Genomic DNA, 22,974 nt, shown 5'->3' with positions numbered 1-22,974 from the left:
ACCTGTGGAAGCTGGCTTGCCTGCGATGCAAGCGACAAGGTCTTGAGAGCAATCACTCAATACCCACCTGATTACGCCCATTCTTCTTGGCCAGGTAAAGCCCCTTGTCCGCCGCCGAAATCAGCTCACGGCAGTTGCTACCCTGCTGCGGGGTCATGGTCGACAGGCCAATACTGATGGTCAGGCTGGAGCCTGCTGTCGGCGAAATATGCGGGATTTTCATCGCTTCAACCGCCATGCGCAGTTTTTCTGCCACCAGCCGCGCGCCGCCCTGGGAAGTGTTGGGCAGTACAATGGCAAATTCCTCACCGCCATAACGGGCCGGCAAGTCAGATGGCCGGCTGCTGGCATCACGGATGCCCGCCGCCACCTTGCGCAACGCTTCATCGCCGTCCAGATGGCCAAATGAGTCGTTGTATGATTTGAAGTAATCAACATCGATCATCAACAACGACAATTGGTTCTGCTCACGCATGGCGCGACGCCATTCCAGCTCAAGGTATTCATCAAAGTGGCGGCGGTTGGACAGCCCGGTCAGGCCATCGGAGTTCATCAGCCGTTGCAGCACCAGATTGGTGTCCAGCAATTGCTGTTGGCTGACCCGCAGCGCACGGTAGGCAGCATCACGCTGCAACAGCGTCATGTAGGAGCGCGAGTGATAGCGGATACGCGCCACCAGTTCGATGTTGTCCGGCAGCTTCACCAGGTAATCATTGGCCCCGGCCGAGAACGCCGCGCTTTTGATCAACGGGTCCTCTTTGGTGGACAACACGATAATCGGGATATTTTGCGTCGCCGGGTGGTTGCGGTATTCGCGCACCAGGCTCAAGCCGTCCAGGCCCGGCATCACCAGATCCTGCAAAATCACCGTCGGCTTGATGCGGATAGCCTGGGCAATGGCCTGGTGCGGGTCGGCACAGAAGTGAAAATCAATGTTCTGTTCAAGGGCCAACCCTCGGCGCACGGCTTCGCCGATCATTGCCTGATCGTCTACCAGCAACACCATGGCCGCGTTTTCATCAGTTTTAACGTCGTCCAACTGCAAGTCGCTCATGCGCGTTCACCTGAATTACTGCCTTCAAGCCACTCTTGCCGGGTTCTACCAGTCATTTGGCAAATTTCTCCAGCAAGCGTGGCGCAATCTTGTCCAATGGGCGAATCTCGACTGCGGCATCGATGGCCGCTGCCGCTTTGGGCATTCCGTACACCGAGCTGCTCTGCTGATCCTGGGCAATGGTGAGAAACCCCTGCTGGCGCATGAGTTTAAGACCTTGAGCCCCGTCACGCCCCATGCCGGTCAACAGCACTCCCACCGCTTCACCATTCCAGTAGCGGGCAACACTTTCAAAAAAAACATCGATCGATGGCCGATAAATCTCATTGACCGGCTCGGCGGTGTAAGCCAGCGTGCCATTTTTCAATAGCCTGATATGGTGATTGGTGCCCGCCAGCAGCACAGTGCCCACCTGCGGCGTCTCCCCGTCGCGGGCCAGGCGCACATCAAGTCCGCACGAAGTGCTCAGCCACTCGGCCATACCTGCAGCAAACACCTGATCAACGTGCTGAACCAGTACGATAGCTGCCTCAAAGTTTCTCGGCAGACCTTTAAGCAGGGTTTCAAGTGCAGCCGGACCACCTGCCGACGAACCGATGGCCACCAGCCCTGCCCGCACACCCGGTACACGAGCATGGGTCACTACCGGCTTGACCAGTTTCTCACTCTGCCCCATCAACCAGCCAACATTGAGTATCTTGCGCAGCAAAGGCGCCGCCGCCTCTCTGGGGTTGCTGCCGCCCAGCACGGGGGTATCCACCACATCCAGCGCACCAAAGCCCATGGCCTCAAAAACACGGTGCACATTCTGCTCGCGGTCGATGGTGACAATCACAATCGCACAAGGGCTTTCAGCCATGATCCGGCGCGTGGCCTCGACGCCGTCCATGACCGGCATGATCAAGTCCATCAGAATCAGGTCCGGGGTGTTCTCGGCGCACAGGCGCACCGCCTCCTGACCATCACCGGCAACCCAGATCACATGGTGCGCGGGTTCGAACGCCAGCGCCCGGCGCAAGGCCTCAACCGCCAGGGGCATATCGTTGACGATGGCGATTCTCATGTCTGGGCTCCACCAATGAGTTCAACCACTGCGTCGAGCAGGGCATCGTCATGGAAACTCGCTTTGGCTAGATAATAGTCGGCGCCTGCATCCAGGCCGCGCCGACGGTCTTCTTCACGATCTTTGTACGACACCACCATCACCGGCATTGATTGCAATCGGTTATCGCGACGCAACAGGGTAACCAGTTCGATGCCATCCATGCGCGGCATATCGATGTCGGTAATCAACAAATCGAAATGTTCGGCACGCAGCGCGTTCCAGCCGTCCATGCCGTCAACCGCCACAGCCACTTCATAACCACGGTTGATCAGCAACTTGCGTTGCAGTTCGCGCACCGTCAATGAGTCATCCACCACCAGAATACGTTTGCGGGTCAATTCGGCGGTGTGCCGGTTACGCCGGTCGATACGCTCAAGACGCCCGGTATTAAGCAGTTTGTCTACCGAACGCAGCATGTCTTCGACATCTACGATCAGCACCGGTGAACCATCATCCAGCAAGGCCCCGGCGGAAATGTCCTGGACCTTGCCCAGACGCGGATCAAGGGGCAGGACCACCAGGGTGCGCTCGCCGATAAAGCGCTCAACGGCCACGCCATAGACCGCGTCGCGTTCGCGAATCACCACCACCTTGAGGGTTTCGTCATCGCTCTGGCTGGCAGGGCGCTGCAACAATTGGCTGGCGGCAACCAGCCCCACATGGCGGCCTTCATGCCAGAAGTGCTGACGGCCTTCGAGCTGCACGATGTCGTCGGGCTCCAGGTCGCGCATGCGCTCGATATGGGCCAGCGGGAAGGCATAGGCTTCGTCGGCCACTTCAACCACCAGGCTGCGCACCACCGACAGAGTCAACGGCACTTCAAGATGGAAGCGGCTGCCATGCTGGGGGGTGTGCTCCAGCACAATGGCACCGCGCAACAGGCGCACCATATGCTGTACGGCATCCAGCCCCACACCGCGCCCCGATACTTCGGTGACGGTGTCGCGCAGACTGAAACCGGGTAAAAACAGAAAGGTCAGCAGCTCTTCTTCGCTCAGTTGCGCCACCGTCTCCTCGGTGGACAACTGACGCTCGACGATGGTGCGACGCAAACGGTCCAGATCGACACCGGCACCGTCATCGCTCAACTCCAGCACCAGCAGACCGGCCTGATGGGAGATGCGCAGGCGGATCAGGCCTTCGGCCGGTTTACCCGCCAGCAAGCGCTGTTCCGGGGTTTCAATACCGTGGTCGACGGCATTGCGCAATAAATGGATCAAGGGTGCTTCGAGCTTTTCCAGCACGTCGCGGTCAACCTGGGTTTTCTCGCCTTCGATTTCCAGGCGGATCTGCTTGCCCAGGGCGCGACCCAAATCACGCACCATGCGCTCCTGCCCGACCAGCACATCGGCGAAGGGCCGCATGCGACACGCCAGTGCAGTGTCGTAGAGCAATTGCGCACGCTGGCCAGCCTGCCAGCAAAATTCGTCAAGTTCGGCGGTCTGCTCGCTGAGCAGGTGCTGGGACTCGGCCAGCATCTGCCGGGCATCGACCAGTGCCTGCTCGGCTTCATGGCTGATGCCCGAGACCTTGAGGTGTTCATTGAGCGTGTCCATGGCCCGCAAGTTGGTGCTTTGCATGCGTTTAAGCCGTTGCAATGTCACCAGAAAGGGCTTGAGGCGCTGGGTTTCCACCAGGGATTTGCTCGACAGATCGAGCAGGCTGTTAAGGCGCTGGGCCGTGACCCGCAGTACCCGCTCGCCGCTTTCGGTCAGACGCTGGGGGCGACGTGCTGGCTCCGCTGCCGGCTCGGCTGGCACCTCGACCTGACGCTCAACCACAGGTTCTGGCGCAAGTTCGGGTACAGCTGGCGAGGGCATCAACAACAGCTGCGACACGTCAAATTCGGGCGGCGCCACCCGCGCACCGGGGGCAGACGGATCCAGCAGCTCATTCATGTGCACCACATAGGCGTCGATGTCGTGAGGCGTGACAGTGTTGCCGGGGGTGGCAATGCGCATCAGCAGGTCGGTACCTTGCAACAAGGCATCAATGTGTTCGCGTTGCAGGTACAAACGGCCTTCCTGGGCACTGACCAGGCAGTCTTCCATGACATGGGACACGCTGACCCCGGCATCCACCCCGACAATCCGGGCTGCGCCCTTGAGCGAGTGGGCCGCGCGCATGCAGGCTTCCAGCTGGTCAGCCTGGGTCGGGTTGCGTTCCAGCGCCAGCAGGCCTTCGTTGAGCACCTGGGTTTGCGCCTCGGCCTCCAGGCTGAACAGCTCAAGCAGCGAGGCGTCGCGCATTTGCTCGGGGGTCATGTCAGGCTCCGGGTGATTGCGCTCAACAGTTGCTCTTCATCCAGTAAACGCAGGCTGCGGGTTTTCCACTGCAGCACACCCCGGGTGTATTTGGCGCTGACATGCTCGCCGGAGAGCGATGCAGCATTGATGTCGCCCTCGGCAATATTATGAATGCCATCCACCTCATCCACCGGCAGCACCACGGCTCCACCGTGGGCGGCCACAATCAGCATGCGCGGCATCACCCGCTGCGATGAGGCTCCCGGCGTGGCTGGGTCAAGCCCCAGCAGTTCAACCAGCGACAGGCACGGCACCAGAGTACCGCGCACATTGGCCACACCGCGCAAGGCCCGGGAACGCTGGTGCGGCAGGGAGTGAATGGTTTGCATCGGTGCCACTTCATCCAGGCAACGCGTGGGCAGCCCCAGCCACTCCTCACTCAGGCGGAAAATCACCAGTGAGCAGGTTGCAACCTTTTGCTCATGGGCCTGCGGGGCATAAAGCTCCTGGCTTTGCTGCTCAAATGAATAGCGGTCGAGCAAACGGGTCGCGGCAGCAGCATACGTGTCGCAGTTGCGGCAATGGATATGCTGGGGCAGCAACGGGCAGCTTTTGTCACCGTAGATGCCAATGCGGTTCCAGCAGTCATCAATGGCCTGCGCTTCGGAGTGAATCAAGCTCTGTGCTGCTAAAGCGCTCATTGTTTACGCTCACTTTGAGTGGAACGCCCGTTACGGGCTGCGCGCTCGTGCAAGCGCCGGGCGCCTGCTTCATCGCCTTGTGAAGCCAACAGCGCTGCCAGATGGCCCAGCGCTTCCGAATGCTGGGGTTCCAGGTACAGCGCCTTGCGATAGAAGCCCTGGGCCTCTGAGGTCTGGCCCTGCACATCGCTGAGCAGGCCCAACCAGTAAAACACCTCGGCCTGCGGGTCATGCCGCTGCAAGAACTGTTCGCAGACCGCACGCGCCTCAAGGCTTTTGCCTTCATTGGCCAGGCTGGCAATCTGTTCAAGCAACAGACCCGGCCCATCCACTGGCGAAGCCGATTTTTGCCCGACCGGGGCTTGCGCGCGCGGGGCAAAAGGCCGGCTGGCCGGTGTCGGCACAGGCGCTGGCGCTGGCGCTGGCGCTTTTGGTCGTGCCAGTGGCTTGAGTTCGGCAAGCACAGGGCGCGCTGCCGGCAATGGCTCATGATTGTGGCAAAAGGCAAACGACTGCGGAGCACCGATCGAACGCATGCCCAGCCGGTTGAGCAAGCTGCCTTCGGCCGGACCTATAAATAAAACACCATCATCACGGGTCAGGCGCTTGAGCACATCAAGGGCCTGCTGCTGGGTTTTAAGATCAAAGTAGATCAACAGGTTGCGGCAGAACACAAAGTCATAAGGCTCGTGGCTGGCGAGCAGTATCGGATCCAGCAGATTGCCTGCGGTGAAGCTGACCTGCCCGCAGACCCGCTCCGACAACTGATAACCATCGCTCTCGACACAGAAGTAGCGCTCACGAAAATCTGTTGGCTGGCCTCGAAAGGAGTTTTTGCCATACAGCGCGTTTTGCGCACGCTGCACCGAAAGCGGACTGACATCCAGGGCGTCGACCTTGAATTGGTGTGCAGCAAAGCCGGCATCGAACAGTGCCATGGCAATCGAATACGGCTCTTCGCCGGTCGAACACGGCAGACTCAGGATACGCAACGGGCGTCGGCTGCCGATTTCCGCCAGGCGCTGCCTGGCCAGGCGGCCCAGGGTGGCAAAGGATTCGGGGTAACGGAAGAACCAGGTCTCGGGCACGATCACCGATTCGATCAGGGCTTGCTGTTCATCCTGGGAACTGAGCAGGCGCTGCCAGTAGCGATCGTTATCAGCCATGCCCAATGCAATGCAGCGCTGGCGTACGGCACGTTCGATAATCGCCGGGCCGACCGATGCCACATCCAGGCCGATGCGCTGCTTCAAATAGTCAAAAAAACGCTGATCAAGACTCATGGCGCCACCTGGACGCAGGTGTCATCTTCGCCCTGGGCAAAAAGCAGAGCAGACACCGCAGGGCTGAGCAGATCGTCGACACTCAACCACTGCAACAGCCCGGCCTCATCTTTGCGCACCGGTCCCAGGTAAGGCGCATCGTGGTTATCGACACCGTAGGGCTGAAACTCCGCCGGATCGCAGCGCAAGGTGTCACTGGCCTGTTCAAGCAGCAGGCCGAGCAATTGCCCGCGATAATTGACCAGCACCAGCCGGGTGCTGGTTCGGGCTACGGCGGCGGTGCCAAAGGTCATGGCACTGATATCGATCACCGGAACCATTCGATCACGATGAGCAAAAACCCCCGCTACCCACTCGGGGGCATGGGCTATGGGCTTGAGTGGCAAGCGCGGCAACACTTCGACCACATCGCCAGCGGCCAGTGCATAGCGCTCGTTACCAATATAAAACACCAGAAACAGGCGTTTTTGCGACACCTTGGCGCCCGGTTTTTTGGCTGAAAGCTCGCTCATCAGACTTTGAAACGCGAAACGCCGCTGCGCAACCCAACGGCAACCTGACTCAATTCGTCGATCGCGAAGCTGGCCTGACGCAGGGACTCGACGGTCTGGCTGCTGGCATCACCCAATTGCACCAGCGCAAGGTTGATCTGCTCCGCACCGGTAGCTTGAGCCTGCATGCCTTCATTGACCATCAGTACACGCGGCGCCAGGGCCTGAACCTGATGGATGATCTGCGACAGCTGCTCGCCCACTTGCTGCACTTCGGACATGCCGCGGCGTACTTCTTCAGAGAACTTGTCCATGCCCATCACGCCCGCCGACACTGCCGACTGAATCTCGCGCACCATCTGCTCGATATCGTAGGTAGCCACGGCAGTCTGGTCGGCCAAACGGCGCACTTCGGTAGCAACCACAGCAAAACCGCGGCCGTATTCACCGGCTTTTTCAGCTTCAATGGCCGCGTTAAGCGATAGCAAGTTGGTCTGGTCGGCGACCTTGACGATGGTCACCACCACCTGGTTGATGTTACCGGCCTTCTCGTTGAGGATCGCCAGCTTGGCGTTGACCAGATCGGCAGCCCCCATCACCGAGTGCATGGTTTCTTCCATGCGGGCCAGGCCCTGCTGCCCGGAACCGGCCAGGATCGAGGCCTGGTCGGCTGCCGAGGTCACTTCGGTCATGGTGCGCACCAGGTCACGGGACGTGGCGGCAATTTCCCGGGAAGTTGCACCTATTTCCGTAGTGGTGGCTGCGGTTTCAGTGGCTGTGGCCTGTTGTTGCTTGGAGGTAGCGGCTATTTCCGTAACCGACGTAGTGACCTGCACCGAAGAGCGCTGGGCCTGGGACACCAACGTAGTCAGCTCGGCCATCATGTCGTTGAAGCCGGTTTCCACCGCGCCAAACTCGTCCTTGCGCTCCAGATTCAAGCGCGAGCTCAGGTCACCGGAACGCATCACTTCCAGAATCGTGACGATACGCTGCATCGGCGACATGATTGCGCGCAGCAACAGGAAGCCACACAGCGCTGCTGCAAGTACGGCAATAACCAGGGAAATGATCATGCTGATCTTGGCAGTCAATACGGCGTGACCAATATTGTCAGTGGCGAGCTTGGCCGACTCGCTGTTGCCTTCAATGATGCTGTTGAGCAACTTGCGGCCTTCCATCCAGGCTGGAGCCAGTTGCTCACTAAGCACCTTGTGGGCCTGGGCGTAATCCTTGTTCTGATAGAGATCAAGAATTTTCGCCAACACCACGCCGTACTCTCCATGCAGACGCTCGAAGTCGTCGAAGTGGGCCCTGTCTTCACCTTCAAAAATAGTGCCGCGATAGTTATCCAGTTCTTTGTTCAAGCGGTCTTCGTAGCTGGCGTACAACTTGCGGTCTTCATTGGTCAGGTCACGCTGATTAAGCGAGCCCACCAGCTCCAGGGTCAGGACATAGCTGTCGACCCAGGCGCTACGAATCATCGAACTGTAATAGACCCCGGGAATCGAGTCGGTTTGCACCTTTTCTTCACTGGTTTCGATCGACAGCAGGCGCGAGTAAGACGCAACAACCATCAGCAGCATAATGGCGATGATTACAGCAAAGCTCGCCAAGATGCGTTGGCGTAACGTCCAGTTCTTCACAGTCGATCCTCGGGTGCCATTCAAATGAAGGTGAGTATAGCCGAGGGTAAGCAATGATTCGTACAGGCGTTGAGACAGATCTCACAGCAATAGACAAAAATTCCTACATGCAAAACTTCAAACCTGTGGGGGGCTGTTGTCAAAACATCAATGCATTGGTCAGGTCGCCCATGGGCGCTTGCCCCCGCGTCTTCATGGCATCGTCACGCTGCTTGAGGCCATCCAGCACTTCCAGCTGATGCACCCGGCTAATCAGGCGCAGAATCGAAGCGGTGTCATACACCGTGTGATCCACCGTCCCCTTGCGTGCGAAAGGTGATACCACCAGAGCCGGAATCCTTGTACCCGGCCCCCAGCGATCACCTTTGGGCGGTGCAACGTGATCCCACCAGCCACCGTTTTCGTCCACGGTAAGCACGATCACCATGTTTTGCCATTGCGGGCTGTTGCGCAGCACCTTGAGTACACGGTCAAGGTGCCGGTCACCGGCAGCCACATCGGCATAGCCTGCGTGCAGGTTGAGGTTGCCCTGAGGCTTGTAGAAACTCACGGCAGGCAGGCTGCCAGCCTCGGCGTCAGCCAGAAAGCGGTTGCTGCCGGACTCATCGCCCAGGCCTGCGTCGCGCAGGCGCTTGCTGCGCTCCTGCGGGTTCTGCGGACCTTGTTGAACAAAGTAGTTGAATGGCTGGTGGTGGTACTGGAAGTTGGGGATCTTGGGGATCCCGTCCGAGCCCTTGAACTGCTCCAGCGTGGCCTGCCAGGCCCCCGCGTACCAGGCCCAGTCAATGTTCTTTTTGCTCAGTTTGTCGCCGATATGCTCATGGCTTTGTGGCACCAGTACGCTTGGCAGGTCGGGCTTGGCATAGTCAGGACGCTCGGGGTCGCGGATCCAGGTCGGCCAGTAAGGTGGCGCCATGGTGTTGACTGCAAAACCGTCCGGCGTGAGAGCGCTGGGACCGAACTGCGCGGCGCCGGTCATGGCGCTGGCCGGGGATTTGTCCAGAGGCTTCAAGCGTGTACCGGCAGGGTCATCGCCCTGCAAAACAGCAATCTGCGCCTCGGCAACAGAGGTATTCGCGTTCGGATAGAACGGCACCGCTGCGCTGATCAGGTATTGGTGGTTAAGGAACGAACCGCCAAAAGCCCCCTGGAAGAAGTTGTCGCACAGTACGAATTCACGGGCTACATCCCACAGACGCAGCGAATACTGCGACTGGGCGTAGTAGCCCATGGGCAAGCCGCCGGAATCCCCCCAGGCCACGAACTGGTCGTTCTTGCCATCGTTGATCTGCATCTGGTTCTGATAGAACACATGCCACAGGTCGCGGGTCACCAGATTCAACGGCAGATCTTGCTGATTCGGCCCTTTCAGCGCGAAGGGAGCGTTGGGCAGGTTCTCCTGAAACTGCTCACCCGGCGCATAGGTCACGCCATCTACCGTCTGCGGTCCCACTTGCAGCAGCCCGCCCCATATCGGTGGCAGGGTCTGTAGCAGGCTGCCATCACGGTCGCGTTGCTGGTAGTCGGCGGGTTTGAGGGCCGACAACGGCTTCTCGACACCGGGGAAATTTGCAAACAGGTTGTTGAAGCTGCGGTTCTCGGCATAGATCACCACGATGGTCTTGACCTGTTCGTGGAGCTTTTTGTCCAGCTCGGCCGGGGTCAGCGGTTGCGGCCTGACGGGGGGTTCATGCTGACTGCTGCCGCAAGCGCTCAAGGTGGCCGCGCCAACGCCCAGTGCGGCAGCACCGGCGAGGAAGCGACGGCGACTGCTGTCGGCCGGGCGTTGGGTGTCCTGGTCTTTCTTGTCGCTCATTGCGGCTTCCTGATTACACGTAACAAATTATTTCTGGCGGGCAGGCTAACAGGGGATTATGACGGGGAAGTTGCAGTGGATCGAAGCCACGAAGCATAAAAAAACGCCCCGGGCCGTTGCGGCTCGGAGCGTCTAAAACAAGCATGTTGCGGCGCCTGCATCGTGATGCAGGCTCGCGCCCACAGAGTGCGTTAGCCCTGCGCCTGCTTGACCTGGGCTTCCAGCTCGATCTTGAGCCCCGGGTCGAGCTTGAGCTGTTTGGCCAGCTCTTCCAGATAGGCGCGCTCCATGAAATGTTCTTCATCCACCAGAATCAGGCTGGCGATATACATTTCGGCCGCGATTTCCGGGGTGCTGGCAGCTCTGGCAACCTCTGCCGGGTCCAGCGGCTTGTTCAGTTCAGCTTGCAGCCATTGGCGCAATGCAGGGTCGCCATTGAGTTTGTTCAACTCGCCATCGATCAGTTGGCGCTCACGCTCATCCACATGCCCATCAGCCTTGGCAGCAGCCACCAGGGCCTTGAGGATCGCCTGGCTGTGTTGCTCCACTTGCGGCGCCGGAACACGGTCAATGGTTTGCGGCTCGGTCTGCGGTGCCGTGCCCTGATTGGCCTGCCAGTTGCCGTAGGCCTTGTAGGCCAGAACGCCCAGGGCGGCAAGGCCGCCATAGGTCAGTGCCTGACCACCGTATTTGCGCGCACTCTTGTTGCCCAGCAGCAGCCCCAGGGCACTGGCTGCCAGAGCGCCGCCACCCGCGCCGGAAAGCAGGCCGCCCAGACCACCAGACCCGAGCAGGTCACCCAGGCCGCCTTTATCGTCACGGGAGGCGCTGCCTTGGGCGCCGGTTTTTTTCGCCAGCATCTGTTGGCCGGATTTAAGCAGTTGGTCGAGCAAACTCATAAGCATCCTCTCTTAACAGGGTCAGGGGGCGCCAGAAAACCCGCCCGCAGGCAGGTTTATCGTAAAGAGCACTGGCTATCAGTCGCGCAGGTCGGACTCATGAATCGGTTGGTCGCGATGGGTCGCGCGCTGGTACTGGGCTGGCCAGATGGCCTTTTTACCGCCCAGGTCATCGTCTGCATGCAACGGCCAATACGGGTCACGCAACAGTTCACGCGCCAGCAGGATCAGGTTGGCCTGCCCGGTACGCAAAATATGCTCGGCCTGGGCCGGTTCGGTGATCATGCCCACCGTACCGGTGGCAATGCAGGCCTCCTTGCGCACGCGCTCGGCAAAACGGGTCTGGTAGCCAGGCCCCACCGGAATCTCGGCATTGGCTGCGGTACCGCCCGAAGACACGTCGATCAGGTCCACGCCCAATGCCTTGAGGCGTCGTGCCAGTTCGACGGTTTCGTCAGGGTTCCAGCCGTCTTCCACCCAGTCGGTGGCCGAGACCCGCACAAACAGCGGTAGCTCCTGCGGCCATACACCGCGCACGGCCTCGGTGACTTCCAACACCAGACGGATGCGATTCTCGAACGAACCGCCGTATTGGTCACGTCGCTGGTTGCTCAACGGTGAAAGAAATTGATGCAACAAGTAACCATGAGCAGCATGTACTTCAACCACCGAGAAGCCAGCCTCCAGCGCTCGCTTGGCGGCAGCCACGAACGCCTGGATAACCTCATTGATCTGGATCTCGTCCAGTTGCACTGGCGCAGTGTGCTGTGGGTCGAAGGCAATGGGTGACGGCCCGACAGGCACCCAGCCGCCCTCCTCCACCTTGACGCTGCCATGCTTGCCCAACCAGGGGCGGTGGGTGCTGGCCTTACGCCCGGCATGGGCCAGCTGGATACCGGCTACAGCGCCCTGGGCGCGAATAAAGCGGGTGATGCGTTGCAGGGGTTCAATCTGCTCGTCGTTCCACAGGCCCAGATCCTGGGCAGTGATACGGCCTTCGGGGGTGACGGCAGTGGCTTCGGTAAAAATCAGCCCGGCGCCGCCAACGGCACGGCTGCCCAGGTGGACCAGGTGCCAGTCATTTGCCAGCCCATCGACGCTGGAGTACTGGCACATTGGCGAGACCGCAATGCGGTTAAGAAGGGTCAGTTGGCGCAGGGTATAGGGTTCGAGCAGCAGACTCATGGGTCACCTCTAATTCCAGTGGGCAGGCTCCAAGTACTTCTGAAGAGCCTAGTCGACAACACTGGATGAGGGGGAGTTCATATCGCAACGGGACGTGGTGGTTTTGGTGGGAGCGGGCTTGCTCGGGATGCGGGCACCGCGGCCTGTCAGGCCAACCGCGGTGATAGCATCGCGAGCAAGCCCGCTCCCACAGGGGATTGGCGGATTAGCGCGGCTCGATATGGGCAATCATCAACTGTACGGTTTCGTTGCCGCGAAATTCGTTGAGGTCAAGCTTGTAGGCCAGTTCCACCCAGCGAATGGTCGGGTTCGGCCACACTTCGCGGTCGATCCCGAAAGCAATGCCGTCGAGCTTTACGCTGCCGCATTCGGTCTTGAGCACGACTTTCAAATGCCGCTCCCCCACGATGCGTTGCTCCACCAACTGGAATACCCCGTGGAACAGCGGTTCGGGAAAGTGCTGCCCCCATGGCCCGGCATTGCGCAGGGCACGCGCCAGCTCCAGGTGAAACTCTTCCACTGCCAGGCTGCCGTCAGACAGCATGCGCCCGGTCAGGTCTTCTTCACGCAATTGACGCCGCACTTCAACATCAAAGGCCTCACAGAACAGCGGGAAGTTAGCCTCAGGCAAAGTCAGCCCGGCCGCCATGGCATGGCCACCGTATTTGCTGATCAAGTCCGGATGCTGTGCAGCCACCACACTCAGTGCATCACGAATATGAAAGCCCGGCACCGATCGGCCGGAGCCCTTGAGCATGCCATCCCCGGCATCGGCAAAGGCAAAAGTCGGGCGGAAGTAACGCTCCTTGAGCCGCGAAGCCAGAATTCCGATCACTCCCTGGTGCCACTCGGGGTCGAACAGGCACAGGCCAAACGGCATGCTGTCGATGGTCAGATCCTTGAGCTGGGCCAGCGCTTCACGTTGCATGCCCTGCTCGATGGATTTACGGTCCTGGTTCATTTCGTCCAGTTGCGCAGCCATTTCCCGTGCGGCATTGGCGTCATCGGTGAGCAGGCATTCGATACCCAGGCTCATGTCGTCCAGGCGCCCGGCGGCATTCAGGCGCGGCCCGAGGATAAAACCCAGGTCGGTGGAGGTAATTTTCGAATGGTCACGCTTGGCCACTTCCAGAATAGCCTTGAGCCCGGGCCGGGCACGCCCGGCACGGATGCGCTCAAGCCCCTGGTGTACCAGGATGCGGTTGTTCGCATCCAGCGGCACCACGTCCGCGACGCTGCCCAGCGCCACCAGATCCAGCAACTCGGCGATATTCGGCGCCTTGCTGTCCTGGTACCAGCCCAGGCTGTTCAAGCGCGCCCGCAAGGCGATCAGCACATAGAAGATCACCCCTACCCCCGCCAGCGCCTTGCTCGGGAACTCGCAGCCGGGCTGGTTGGGGTTGACGATGGCATCCGCGGCCGGCAACTCGCTGCCCGGCAAGTGGTGGTCGGTAACCAGCACGCTCAAACCAGCTTTTTTGGCTGCGGCCACACCTTCGATACTGGAGATTCCGTTATCGACCGTGATCAACAAGTGCGGCGTGCGGGTCAGCGCAACTTCGACGATTTCCGGGGTCAGGCCGTAACCATATTCGAAGCGGTTAGGCACCAGGTAATCGACATGGGCCGCCCCCAGCAGGCGAAGACCGAGCATACCCACGGTGCTGGCTGTGGCGCCGTCGGCGTCAAAGTCGCCGACGATCAGGATGCGCTGGCGCTGCTCAAGCGCGACCACCAGCAAGTCCACCGCAGCATCGATGCCCTTGAGCTGCTGATACGGAATCAGCCGCGCCAGGCTCTTGTCCAGTTCTGCTTGCGACTGCACACCCCGAGCAGCGTAAAGACGGGTCAGCAGGGTTGGCATTTCGCCCAGAAAAGGCAGGGTTTCAGGCAGTGGACGAGGTTCGATGCGCATAAGCAGGTGAAGAGTCTCTAAGCGTAAAAAAGGGTTGGAACTTAGCCGCGTTCGCCTTGCAGCCACTGCAGTTGCACTTCGTGCTGGCCGCGATCATCTGTCACGAAAATCGTACCCTCGCTGATCATCACGTCCCACTTGATAACCCGTGGCATATCTTTGGCCAGCACCTCAAGAATCTCTTGCGGAACGGCTGCGATATTGACGTTCTTCAGGTTCTTGATTGCAGGAATCACCTTCCCTTCCCACACACGCAAGCTGCCATACGCCAGCAGGCTGGTGCGCTCGGTACGGCGCGAGCACCAGGTCAGACGGTCGGCATCGGGCTGTCCGACTTCGATCCAGTGCAGAACACGGTCATCCAGGCTTTTTTCCCACAGGGCCGGTTCGTCTACATCTGACAGGCCTCGACCAAAAGACAGCTGCTCGTTGTACCAAAAAGCGTAGGCCAGAAGGCGCACAGTCATGCGTTCTTCGGTCTCCGAAGGGTGGCGGGCGATGGTCTGCTTGACGCTTTCATAAACCCCGCGATCGAGATCGGTAAGGTTGAGTTCAAACTTGTAGGTCGTGGACGGCTGTGCCATGAACGGGCTTCTTGATACGGAGAAAGGCGACAAGTCTAACCGATACACCGTGATTGAACGAATCGGCCAGCTTCTTGCCAGCCGCCAGCTATGTTAAAAGGCTGTACTCGCTCGCCCTTGGACAAGGATTCCACATGCCGCTCGCCACCAAACCCCTTTCAGGCCTTAAAGTTGTTGAATTGGGTACCCTGATCGCCGGGCCATTTGCATCGCGCATTTGCGCCGAGTTTGGCGCCCAGGTGATCAAGGTCGAATCCCCTGACGGCGGCGACCCGCTGCGAAAATGGCGCAAGCTGTATGAAGGCACATCGCTATGGTGGTTCGTCCAGGCGCGCAACAAAAAATCCCTGACCCTGAATCTAAAACACCCCGACGGTCTGAGCATTCTCAAGGAGCTGCTGACAGACGCCGATATTCTGATCGAAAACTTTCGCCCCGGGGTTCTGGAGAAACTCGGACTGGGTTGGGATGTGCTGCATGCACTGAACCCCAAGCTGGTGATGGTGCGCCTGTCCGGCTTTGGCCAGACCGGCCCGATGAAAGATCAGCCGGGGTTTGGTGCGGTCGGCGAATCCATGGGCGGGCTGCGTTATATCACCGGTTTCGAAGATCGTCCGCCAGTGCGCACAGGCATCTCGATTGGCGACTCGATTGCCGCGCTGTGGGGTGTGATCGGTGCCCTTATGGCTTTGCGTCATCGCGAGGTCAACGGCGGCCAGGGCCAGGTGGTAGACGTGGCGCTCTACGAAGCGATTTTTGCCATGATGGAAAGCATGGTGCCCGAGTTCGATGTGTTCGGTTTCATCCGTGAACGTACCGGCAATATCATGCCGGGAATTACGCCCTCTTCCATCCATACCAGCCTGGACGGCAAGCACGTACAGATCGGCGCCAATGGCGACGCCATTTTCAAGCGCTTTATGCAGATTATCGGGCGCGACGATCTGGCCAACGACCCGGAGCTTGCACACAACGATGGTCGTGACGCACGCCGTGACGAACTGTATGGCGTGATTGACCGCTGGGTCGGCTCGCTGCCGCTGGCCACGGTACTTGAACAACTGGGCGCAGCGCAGGTGCCTGCCAGCCGTATTTTCTCGGCAGAAGACATGTTCAGCGATCCACAGTTTCTGGCCCGTGAAATGTTCCTGCAGGCCAAACTGCCTGACGGTAAAGACTTCAAGATGCCCGGTATCGTGCCAAGGCTCTCCGATACTCCGGGCACGGCAGATTGGGTAGGCCCCGAACTGGGTGCACATAACATCGAGGTGTTGAACAGCCTGGGTTACGACGCTGCAGCAATCGCCAACCTCAAGCAAGCGGGCGCCATCTAGGCGTGTTGCCCATTTTTAGTGGCCACCCAAGGAGATCAGCAGCATGACCCAGCGTTCGACCTTGCGAAGACTTTGGGCAGGCCTGATCACCGCATTGTTTCTGGCCTGGGCCCCTGGCAGTCAGGCAGCACCCACACTCATCTGGTTGTTGCGCGACCTGCCACCGTTAACGGTGTTTCATGGCCCGCAAAAAGGTAAGGGGATAGTCGACCAGGTGATGCCAGCCCTGATCGCAGGCATGCCGCAATACCAGCACGTGATAATGCGGGTTAACCGGGCTCGGGCCCTGCAGATGCTTGAAGAACCCTCGCTGACCTGCGATCCGGCGCTGATCTGGAATCCCGCCCGCGCCCTCTCGATCGTTTACTCCGAGCCCGTTGCGATCATGCACAGCAATGGCATGGCCATACTGCGTGAGAATCAGCATTTGATCGAACCCTTTGTCCATGACGACAAGGTAGACCTGCCGGGGCTGCTCAAGGCGCAAACCCTCAAGCTTGGAGTCATTGCCAAACGCAGCTACGGAGTATTGATTGATAGCCAGCTGAAGCTGAGCCCGCCAGGCCAGATTCTCATGCATTACGGTAACGATCCGTTGGGCAGTCTGCTGCAAATGCAACATGCAGGCCGTATGCCGACGCTATTGGGCTACTGGCCAGAAATCCAGGCCAAGGCCAGCCAGCAAGGTTTGTCATCCGACGAACTGCTGTTTTATCCGATTCAGGGCGCCCCGGAATATCAGTCGATTTACGTTGGCTGCTCGGACACTGCGCAAGGACGTGAGGTCATTCGCAGGGTCAATTCGATACTCACCACATTGGGCTCGCCATCCCTGTCTTACCTGGATGAGCAATGACACGTACGCATAAAAAAACCCCGAGCAGTGGGGAGGCTGCTCGGGGTTTAACAGGGTCATGATAACCCGCTCAACAGGCTACAAGTATCGGAGCAATAAACTTGCTCCTGCTGATGAAAAATCTGACAAACCAAACCTGCTGGAAGTTCCCCCGTTACTGGCAATTAATCTGCATTCGCGCCATCAGCACTTATCTGCTGTAGCTCGAAGGCACCCAACAATTGCCCCAGCGCCCCTATGGTCACGGGTTTTGACAGACACCCCAGCACCCTGAGACCTTGACTGCGGGCCACTCTGGCCGCCCTCTCGACCACCGGAGGTGCAGCAGCACTCAAAATGATCAACGCTGCAGCTTTGCGTTCAAGGGCCAACTCGCTGATCAGCTCCTGCCCTGACGCCCCTTCCATATACAAATCACAAATGGCCACGTCTATGGCACCGCGCCTGAGCAAGGACTCGCGGGCGCAATCAACGCTTTCGGCCGTCAACACGTCAAAAATGCGGAAGGCGTTCAACATCTGATGCAACACCATTAATTGAAACGGGTTGTCTTCAAGAATCAATACTTTCAAAGATCGCATCATGGGCCTTCAGGCATAAACCTAGCGCTACAGAGGAGGTAAACCTTAGTGGGCTCAACACTCAATACACATAGGACATATCTGTAAATACCATAGGAATCCACAACGCCTTTCATTTACTGGATCAAACCAGCTTACTGATCCCACTTTTTAGCTTCAGATTTGTCGAACCATCCTCCTACCAGCCCCTCCAGACGCCCAGTCTCTGAATAAAACGGAACAACCCACTGATAGATTTCCATGCCTCCGGACTTAAACTCCACCCAACGTTTTTGGTAACAGGGTTTGCGGCTTTGAATCATGCGCATTATTTCCCGCTGGAGCTTCTCGGCCAGCTCCTTCGAAAACAAATCAACATCAGTCACCTTCAACCCGCGAATCCGTCCCAACTGGACTGATAAACGCTGCTCATAGCTTTGATTGCAGGTAATCAGCTCTCCCTCCAGGCCAACCACGAAAATCGGGCTGGGAATGCCATCCAGAAAGCGGTGACTGAGCCCCAACTGCTCATTCAGGGTTTTCTCGGATTGACGCGCAATAATCAGTTGCCTGCGCAGAAACCAGTTGTACACAAACAACATAAGCCCGGCCGCAATCAAGACCGCTATCGCCCAATAAAGACGGGCTGAGTGATACAGGCCACTCTCGATGATCAGCGGTTTGCCCACCCCCCCCAGCCACTTGGTTCTCAGCGCCCGAATCTCGGCCATGGGCATGGCTTCCAACGCCTTGTTCATGATGCTGAAAAGCTCCGGGTATAGAACAGGGACCGAAAAGCTGGCGGCAGCCCATTGCCCGTCAACACTGCGTCCGACCTTGAGGCGCCCCGGTGGGTAAAGATGAGCCTGTGTCTCTGTTTGTATCGTCGCATCTGCCTCGCCATTGGCGACCGCGTGACGTGCCTGGGCGTAGGTATCAACCAGATGCAAGGTGATTGCGGGGTATTCACGTCGAATCAAGTCTTCGAGGGCATGCCTGGCTGGAAGCGCCAGAACCTTGCCGGCCAGTTCGTCCAATGAACCCAGCCGGGAATCATTGACTCGTACAACAAACACCCAGGGTGCCCCACCGTAGGAATAGGTGAAGTTCAAAAAAGCTTTGCGCTCACGACTTCTGGAGAGGCTTGAGTTCATCAGTGCCTCGCCACTTTTGAGCATGTCTAGGATTTGTACCGTTGAAAACGCTTCTTTATGTACAAACTGCAACCCGGTCATGCGAGAAATTCGCGCCAGAATATCCACACTCAGCCCTACCCAACGACCGTCCCCGGTCTTGAATGCGTACAAGGGGAACTGCTGGGTCGCCAGGGCTACAACCGGATTGCGCTGGATCCACTCAAGCTCGCCAGGCAGCAGGTTGATATGCGATTGAACAGCGTGCCCTTCAAGCCCGATGATCCAGCGTGAAAGCACCATGCGCGATGTATTGTCATCAAGGCTGCCCAGCGCGCGGTTGATCAGCAACCCAAGTTCGGGGTCAGAGAGGCGTGTAGCAAATGCAAAACCGGAGGATGGCAAGGCGCTATCACCGATAATGCGCACCCCCGAATGAGGCCGGACACTTTTGAATGACTGCACGATAAGTTCATTGCCGATAAACCCGTCGATATCCCCCTCAACCAGCGCGTCCATTGCATTATGCAGGTCACTGATGGTGGTGATTTCACTGTCAGGGTAAAACGCCTGGGCGGTATGAATATCGACGTAGCCCTCCATAAAGCCGATTTTTTTCCCGACCCAGTTTTTGACCGGCTCTTCCTCACATGAGCGACAAACGATAACCAGTCGATCAGTCATGTACTCCCGGGAAAAAGCTACACCTTCAATCCCTCGCTCAAACCCGCTGGCGCTGGCCAGAATATCGATATTGCCGGCCAGCAGCTCTGCAACGGCCTGATCACGACGCCTGTAGCCCAGGACTTCAACAGGCACGCCCAACGTGTCTCGAACGATGCTCAGGTAATCTGCGCTGATGCCCTGATAGTTATTGCGGTCGTCGGTGATGTCGACCGGTTCGTAATCACCGATGGCGATACCAACCCGTAGCGTTCCATGATTGGCCAGCCATTGCCGCTCCGGGGCATCCAGTTGCAGAGGCTGGATATCCACAAAGCGTGTTGCGAGCCTGAAAGGCGTTCCGGAAGCGCCCATCACCGGCAGGGCCAGGCTCAACAAGGCCATGCCCAGCACTATGCGCATCCATGATTCAAATGTCTGGTGAATACGTGACATGACAGCATCCTTGACCGGGTATTCGCCAGCACAGAAGGGGCGAAGACCTGGCAAGTTTGCCATGCACCAATAAAAAAGCCCGTCAGATGACGGGCTTCAAATTACGTAAGACGAATGCCGTTAAAGCGGCTTGCCACGGTTGCCATGCTGGCTGACAAAGCCCTGGACAGCCTTGAGGTCATTAGCCAGTACGGTGTAACGCTCCTCTCGCTCAAACAAGTCAGAAAGGTGAGACGGCAGTTCGAGCGCTTTTCCTATGCCGGCTTTTTCAACCGCTTCAGGGAACTTGACCGGATGTGCCGTGCCCAGAATGACCATCGGGATATCCAGACTGCGTCGGCATTCACGGGCCGCACGCACACCGATAGCGGTGTGCGGATCGAGCACTTCGCCGCTTTCGACAAATACCTGAGCGATGGTTTCGCAGGTTTGCTCATCATCAACCGCCAGCGAATCAAACAGACGACGCGCTTCGGTCCAGCGATCTTCATCAACGCTGAAATTACCGGTTTGCTTGAAGGTATCCATCAGACCGGCAACGGCTGCGCCATTGCGACCATGAAGGTCGAATAGCAAGCGCTCGAAGTTCGACGACACCATGATGTCCATCGACGGCGACAGAGTCGCGTGCAAGGTGTCCTTGGCGTACTGATTGCCGCTCATGAAGCGGTGCAGGATGTCGTTGCGGTTGGTGGCAACGATCAGCTGGTTGATCGGCAGGCCCATGTTGCGTGCCAGGTAGCCCGCAAAGATGTCGCCGAAGTTGCCGGTAGGCACCGAGAACGACACGGAACGGTGTGGCCCGCCCAGTTGCAGGGAGGCATGGAAGTAGTAAACGATCTGGGCCATGATCCGCGCCCAGTTGATCGAGTTTACGGCGACCAGGCGTGTACCCTTGAGGAAACCCTGGTCGGCGAAGCTGGCCTTGACCATTTCCTGGCAGTCATCGAAGTTGCCTTCGATGGCGATGTTATGAATGTTGTCACCGAACAGCGTGGTCATCTGCCGACGCTGGACTTCCGATACCCGGTTGTTGGGGTGCAGGATAAAGATGTCGACGTTTTCGCAATGCTTGCAGCCTTCGATCGCCGCCGAACCGGTATCCCCGGAAGTCGCGCCGACAATCACTACACGCTCGCCACGTTTTGCCAGCACGTAATCGAGCAAGCGGCCGAGCAATTGCAGGGCAAAGTCCTTGAACGCCAGGGTCGGACCGTGGAACAGCTCAAGTACCCATTCATTGCCGTTTAGCTGACGCAGTGGCGCTACAGCTGCGTGGGAAAACGCGCCGTAGGTTTCTTCGAGAATCTTTTTGAAGTCTGCATCCGGAATGCTGCCGGTCACGAACGGGCGCATAACCCGAAAGGCCAGTTCGTGGTAAGGCAAACCGGCCCAGGAAGCGATTTCTTCCTGGGTAAAGCGCGGCAGGTTTTCCGGTACATACAAACCGCCATCACTGGCCAGACCGGCCAGCAACACATCTTCAAAATTCAGGGCCGGTGCCTGGCCACGAGTACTGATATAGCGCATGGGTTCAAACCTTCGGTTTGAGCGCCAAGCGGTTTAGCGCCAGGCAACAAGTAAAAGCCGATGTGCTCTTGCTTGCCGCTTGCCGCTGCCGCTTGCCGCTCTTAATTAATTAAGATGCTCAACGCGGATGCGAACGACCGGACCCACAACGCCCTGCAATGCTTCAAGCGCGGCAATGGCATCGTTGATGTGCTGTTCAATTACCCGATGGGTCAACAGGATCATTGGCACCAGGCCGTCATGCTCTTCGACTTCTTTCTGCATGATCGATTCGATGTTGATGCCGCGCTCGGACAAGATGCTCGCTACCTGGGCCAATACGCCCGGGTGATCTTTGGCCTGGATGCGCAGGTAGTAGGCGCTTTCGCACGCTTCGATCGGCAGGATCGGATGGTCGGAGAGCAGATCCGGCTGGAAGGCCAGGTGCGGTACGCGGTTTTCCGGGTCGCTGGTCATGGCACGCACCACGTCTACCAGGTCGGCAACCACGGACGAAGCCGTTGGTTCCATACCGGCGCCAGCACCATAGAACAGGGTCGAACCGGCAGCGTCACCGTTGACCATGACTGCGTTCATTACGCCGTTGACGTTGGCGATCAGGCGGTCAGCCGGAATCAGCGTCGGGTGAACCCGCAACTCGATGCCGTTGGCCGTGCTGCGTGCAACACCCAGATGCTTGATGCGATAACCCAGCGCCTCTGCGTAATTCACATCAGCGGTTGTCAGCTTGGTGATGCCTTCGGTGTAGGCCTTGTCGAACTGCAACGGGATACCGAAAGCAATCGACGCCAGAATGGTCAGCTTGTGCGCCGCATCGATACCTTCAACGTCAAACGTCGGATCTGCCTCGGCATAACCCAGCGCTTGTGCTTCAGCCAGCACGTCTTCGAACGTACGGCCTTTTTCGCGCATTTCGGTGAGGATGAAGTTACCGGTACCGTTGATGATGCCCGCCACCCAGTTGATACGATTGGCCGAGAGACCTTCACGGATCGCCTTGATCACCGGGATACCGCCTGCAACGGCCGCTTCGAACGCCACGATCACGCCCTTTTCCTGGGCTTTGGCGAAGATTTCATTACCGTGAACGGCAATCAGCGCCTTGTTCGCGGTCACGACATGCTTGCCGTTTTCGATGGCCTTGAGCACCAGTTCACGGGCGATGGTGTAACCACCAATCAGCTCGATAACAATGTCGATTTCAGGGTTGGTCGCAACAGCGAATACATCGTTGGTAATGGGGGTACCGGTAATGTCGCACTGAGGGTTTGGCGTACGCATTGCAATTTGCGCAACCTGGATACCACGCCCGGCACGGCGGGCAATCTCCTCGGCGTTACGCTTTAGTACGTTGAAGGTGCCGCCACCGACGGTCCCGAGCCCACAGATACCTACTTTGACCGGATTCACGCTGAACTCCCCATAAAACGGCCGACTCAAGGTCGGCCGTGAAAAACAACCGTGGATTGCCACGGTTCTCTATTAATGGCCGGGCAACTGAACTGCCCCGCCATGATCGT

At 58.5% G+C, this 22,974-nt stretch carries 18 protein-coding genes; 2 read left to right on the top strand and 16 right to left on the bottom strand.

Features of this window, described 5'->3' with window-relative positions; all coding sequences use genetic code 11:
• Window positions 1-52: 52 nt before the first annotated feature.
• The 12 genes from GHO42_RS10735 to GHO42_RS10680 form a co-directional block, all read right to left on the bottom strand.
• A complete protein-coding gene (locus GHO42_RS10735) occupies window positions 53-1,054 on the bottom strand; it encodes a diguanylate cyclase (RefSeq protein WP_095001271.1) in 1,002 nt (333 codons plus the stop codon).
• Window positions 1,055-1,106: 52 nt separating this feature from the next.
• Window positions 1,107-2,117 carry a chemotaxis response regulator protein-glutamate methylesterase gene (locus GHO42_RS10730; protein ID WP_153326487.1) on the bottom strand — a complete coding sequence of 337 codons (1,011 nt, stop codon included), beginning with the start codon at window positions 2,115-2,117 and terminating at the stop codon, window positions 1,107-1,109.
• The gene (locus GHO42_RS10725; RefSeq protein ID WP_153326485.1) at window positions 2,114-4,423 is read right to left on the bottom strand and encodes a hybrid sensor histidine kinase/response regulator; all 2,310 of its coding nucleotides are present in this window, start codon (window positions 4,421-4,423) and stop codon (window positions 2,114-2,116) included. The genes GHO42_RS10730 and GHO42_RS10725 overlap by 4 nt, the downstream gene beginning before the upstream one ends.
• The gene (locus tag GHO42_RS10720) at window positions 4,420-5,106 is read right to left on the bottom strand and encodes a chemotaxis protein CheW (RefSeq protein ID WP_095001268.1); all 687 of its coding nucleotides are present in this window, start codon (window positions 5,104-5,106) and stop codon (window positions 4,420-4,422) included. Before GHO42_RS10720 ends, GHO42_RS10725 begins: the two co-directional genes overlap by 4 nt.
• Window positions 5,103-6,389 (bottom strand): protein-glutamate O-methyltransferase CheR, encoded by a 1,287-nt coding sequence (locus tag GHO42_RS10715; RefSeq protein ID WP_153326483.1) that lies wholly within the window; start codon window positions 6,387-6,389, stop codon window positions 5,103-5,105. Before GHO42_RS10715 ends, GHO42_RS10720 begins: the two co-directional genes overlap by 4 nt.
• Complete coding sequence (locus tag GHO42_RS10710; RefSeq protein WP_153326481.1) at window positions 6,386-6,901, bottom strand: chemotaxis protein CheW; 516 nt, start codon at window positions 6,899-6,901, stop codon at window positions 6,386-6,388. Before GHO42_RS10710 ends, GHO42_RS10715 begins: the two co-directional genes overlap by 4 nt.
• Complete coding sequence (locus GHO42_RS10705; protein ID WP_095001265.1) at window positions 6,901-8,523, bottom strand: methyl-accepting chemotaxis protein; 1,623 nt, start codon at window positions 8,521-8,523, stop codon at window positions 6,901-6,903. The genes GHO42_RS10710 and GHO42_RS10705 overlap by 1 nt, the downstream gene beginning before the upstream one ends.
• Before the next feature lie 139 nt (window positions 8,524-8,662).
• Window positions 8,663-10,339, bottom strand: a complete 1,677-nt coding sequence (locus GHO42_RS10700) for an acid phosphatase (protein ID WP_153326479.1) — start codon at window positions 10,337-10,339, stop codon at window positions 8,663-8,665.
• A gap of 191 nt (window positions 10,340-10,530) precedes the next feature.
• Window positions 10,531-11,238, bottom strand: coding sequence for a tellurite resistance TerB family protein (locus tag GHO42_RS10695; RefSeq protein WP_095018194.1), 708 nt, complete (start codon window positions 11,236-11,238; stop codon window positions 10,531-10,533).
• Window positions 11,239-11,316: 78 nt separating this feature from the next.
• A complete protein-coding gene (locus tag GHO42_RS10690) occupies window positions 11,317-12,423 on the bottom strand; it encodes an NADH:flavin oxidoreductase/NADH oxidase (RefSeq protein WP_095001262.1) in 1,107 nt (368 codons plus the stop codon).
• A gap of 205 nt (window positions 12,424-12,628) precedes the next feature.
• Entirely contained in the window at window positions 12,629-14,338 is a 1,710-nt protein-coding gene (recJ, locus tag GHO42_RS10685; protein ID WP_153326477.1) for a single-stranded-DNA-specific exonuclease RecJ, read from the bottom strand.
• A gap of 41 nt (window positions 14,339-14,379) precedes the next feature.
• The gene (locus GHO42_RS10680) at window positions 14,380-14,922 is read right to left on the bottom strand and encodes a YaeQ family protein (RefSeq protein ID WP_016781928.1); all 543 of its coding nucleotides are present in this window, start codon (window positions 14,920-14,922) and stop codon (window positions 14,380-14,382) included.
• 134 nt (window positions 14,923-15,056) lie between these two features.
• Here GHO42_RS10680 and GHO42_RS10675 point away from each other — a divergent pair, with 134 nt between their 5' ends.
• Both GHO42_RS10675 and GHO42_RS10670 read left to right on the top strand, forming a co-directional pair.
• On the top strand, window positions 15,057-16,256 hold the full coding sequence (locus tag GHO42_RS10675; protein WP_095018197.1) for a CaiB/BaiF CoA-transferase family protein: 1,200 nt from the start codon (window positions 15,057-15,059) through the stop codon (window positions 16,254-16,256).
• Window positions 16,257-16,299: 43 nt separating this feature from the next.
• The gene (locus GHO42_RS10670) at window positions 16,300-17,112 is read left to right on the top strand and encodes a TIGR02285 family protein (protein WP_153326476.1); all 813 of its coding nucleotides are present in this window, start codon (window positions 16,300-16,302) and stop codon (window positions 17,110-17,112) included.
• Window positions 17,113-17,276: 164 nt separating this feature from the next.
• On the opposite strand, the gene GHO42_RS10665 is transcribed toward GHO42_RS10670, so the two are convergent.
• The 4 genes from GHO42_RS10665 to GHO42_RS10650 all read right to left on the bottom strand — a co-directional run bounded on the left by GHO42_RS10665 (window position 17,277) and on the right by GHO42_RS10650 (window position 22,864).
• Window positions 17,277-17,696, bottom strand: a complete 420-nt coding sequence (locus GHO42_RS10665; RefSeq protein WP_095001258.1) for a response regulator — start codon at window positions 17,694-17,696, stop codon at window positions 17,277-17,279.
• Between the two features lie 131 nt (window positions 17,697-17,827).
• Entirely contained in the window at window positions 17,828-19,924 is a 2,097-nt protein-coding gene (locus GHO42_RS10660) for a transporter substrate-binding domain-containing protein (protein WP_095001257.1), read from the bottom strand.
• 120 nt (window positions 19,925-20,044) lie between these two features.
• The gene (gene thrC / locus GHO42_RS10655; protein ID WP_095001256.1) at window positions 20,045-21,454 is read right to left on the bottom strand and encodes a threonine synthase; all 1,410 of its coding nucleotides are present in this window, start codon (window positions 21,452-21,454) and stop codon (window positions 20,045-20,047) included.
• Between the two features lie 105 nt (window positions 21,455-21,559).
• Entirely contained in the window at window positions 21,560-22,864 is a 1,305-nt protein-coding gene (locus GHO42_RS10650; RefSeq protein ID WP_016781922.1) for a homoserine dehydrogenase, read from the bottom strand.
• Window positions 22,865-22,974 lie beyond the last annotated feature (110 nt).

It is taken from the genome of Pseudomonas sp. FSL R10-0056 (assembly GCF_009600105.1).
In the GTDB taxonomy this organism is placed as follows: Bacteria; Pseudomonadota; Gammaproteobacteria; order Pseudomonadales; family Pseudomonadaceae; genus Aquipseudomonas; species Aquipseudomonas bubulae.
Note: the sequence above shows the minus strand (reverse complement) of the source record. Positions and strands in the feature narration are given on the sequence as shown.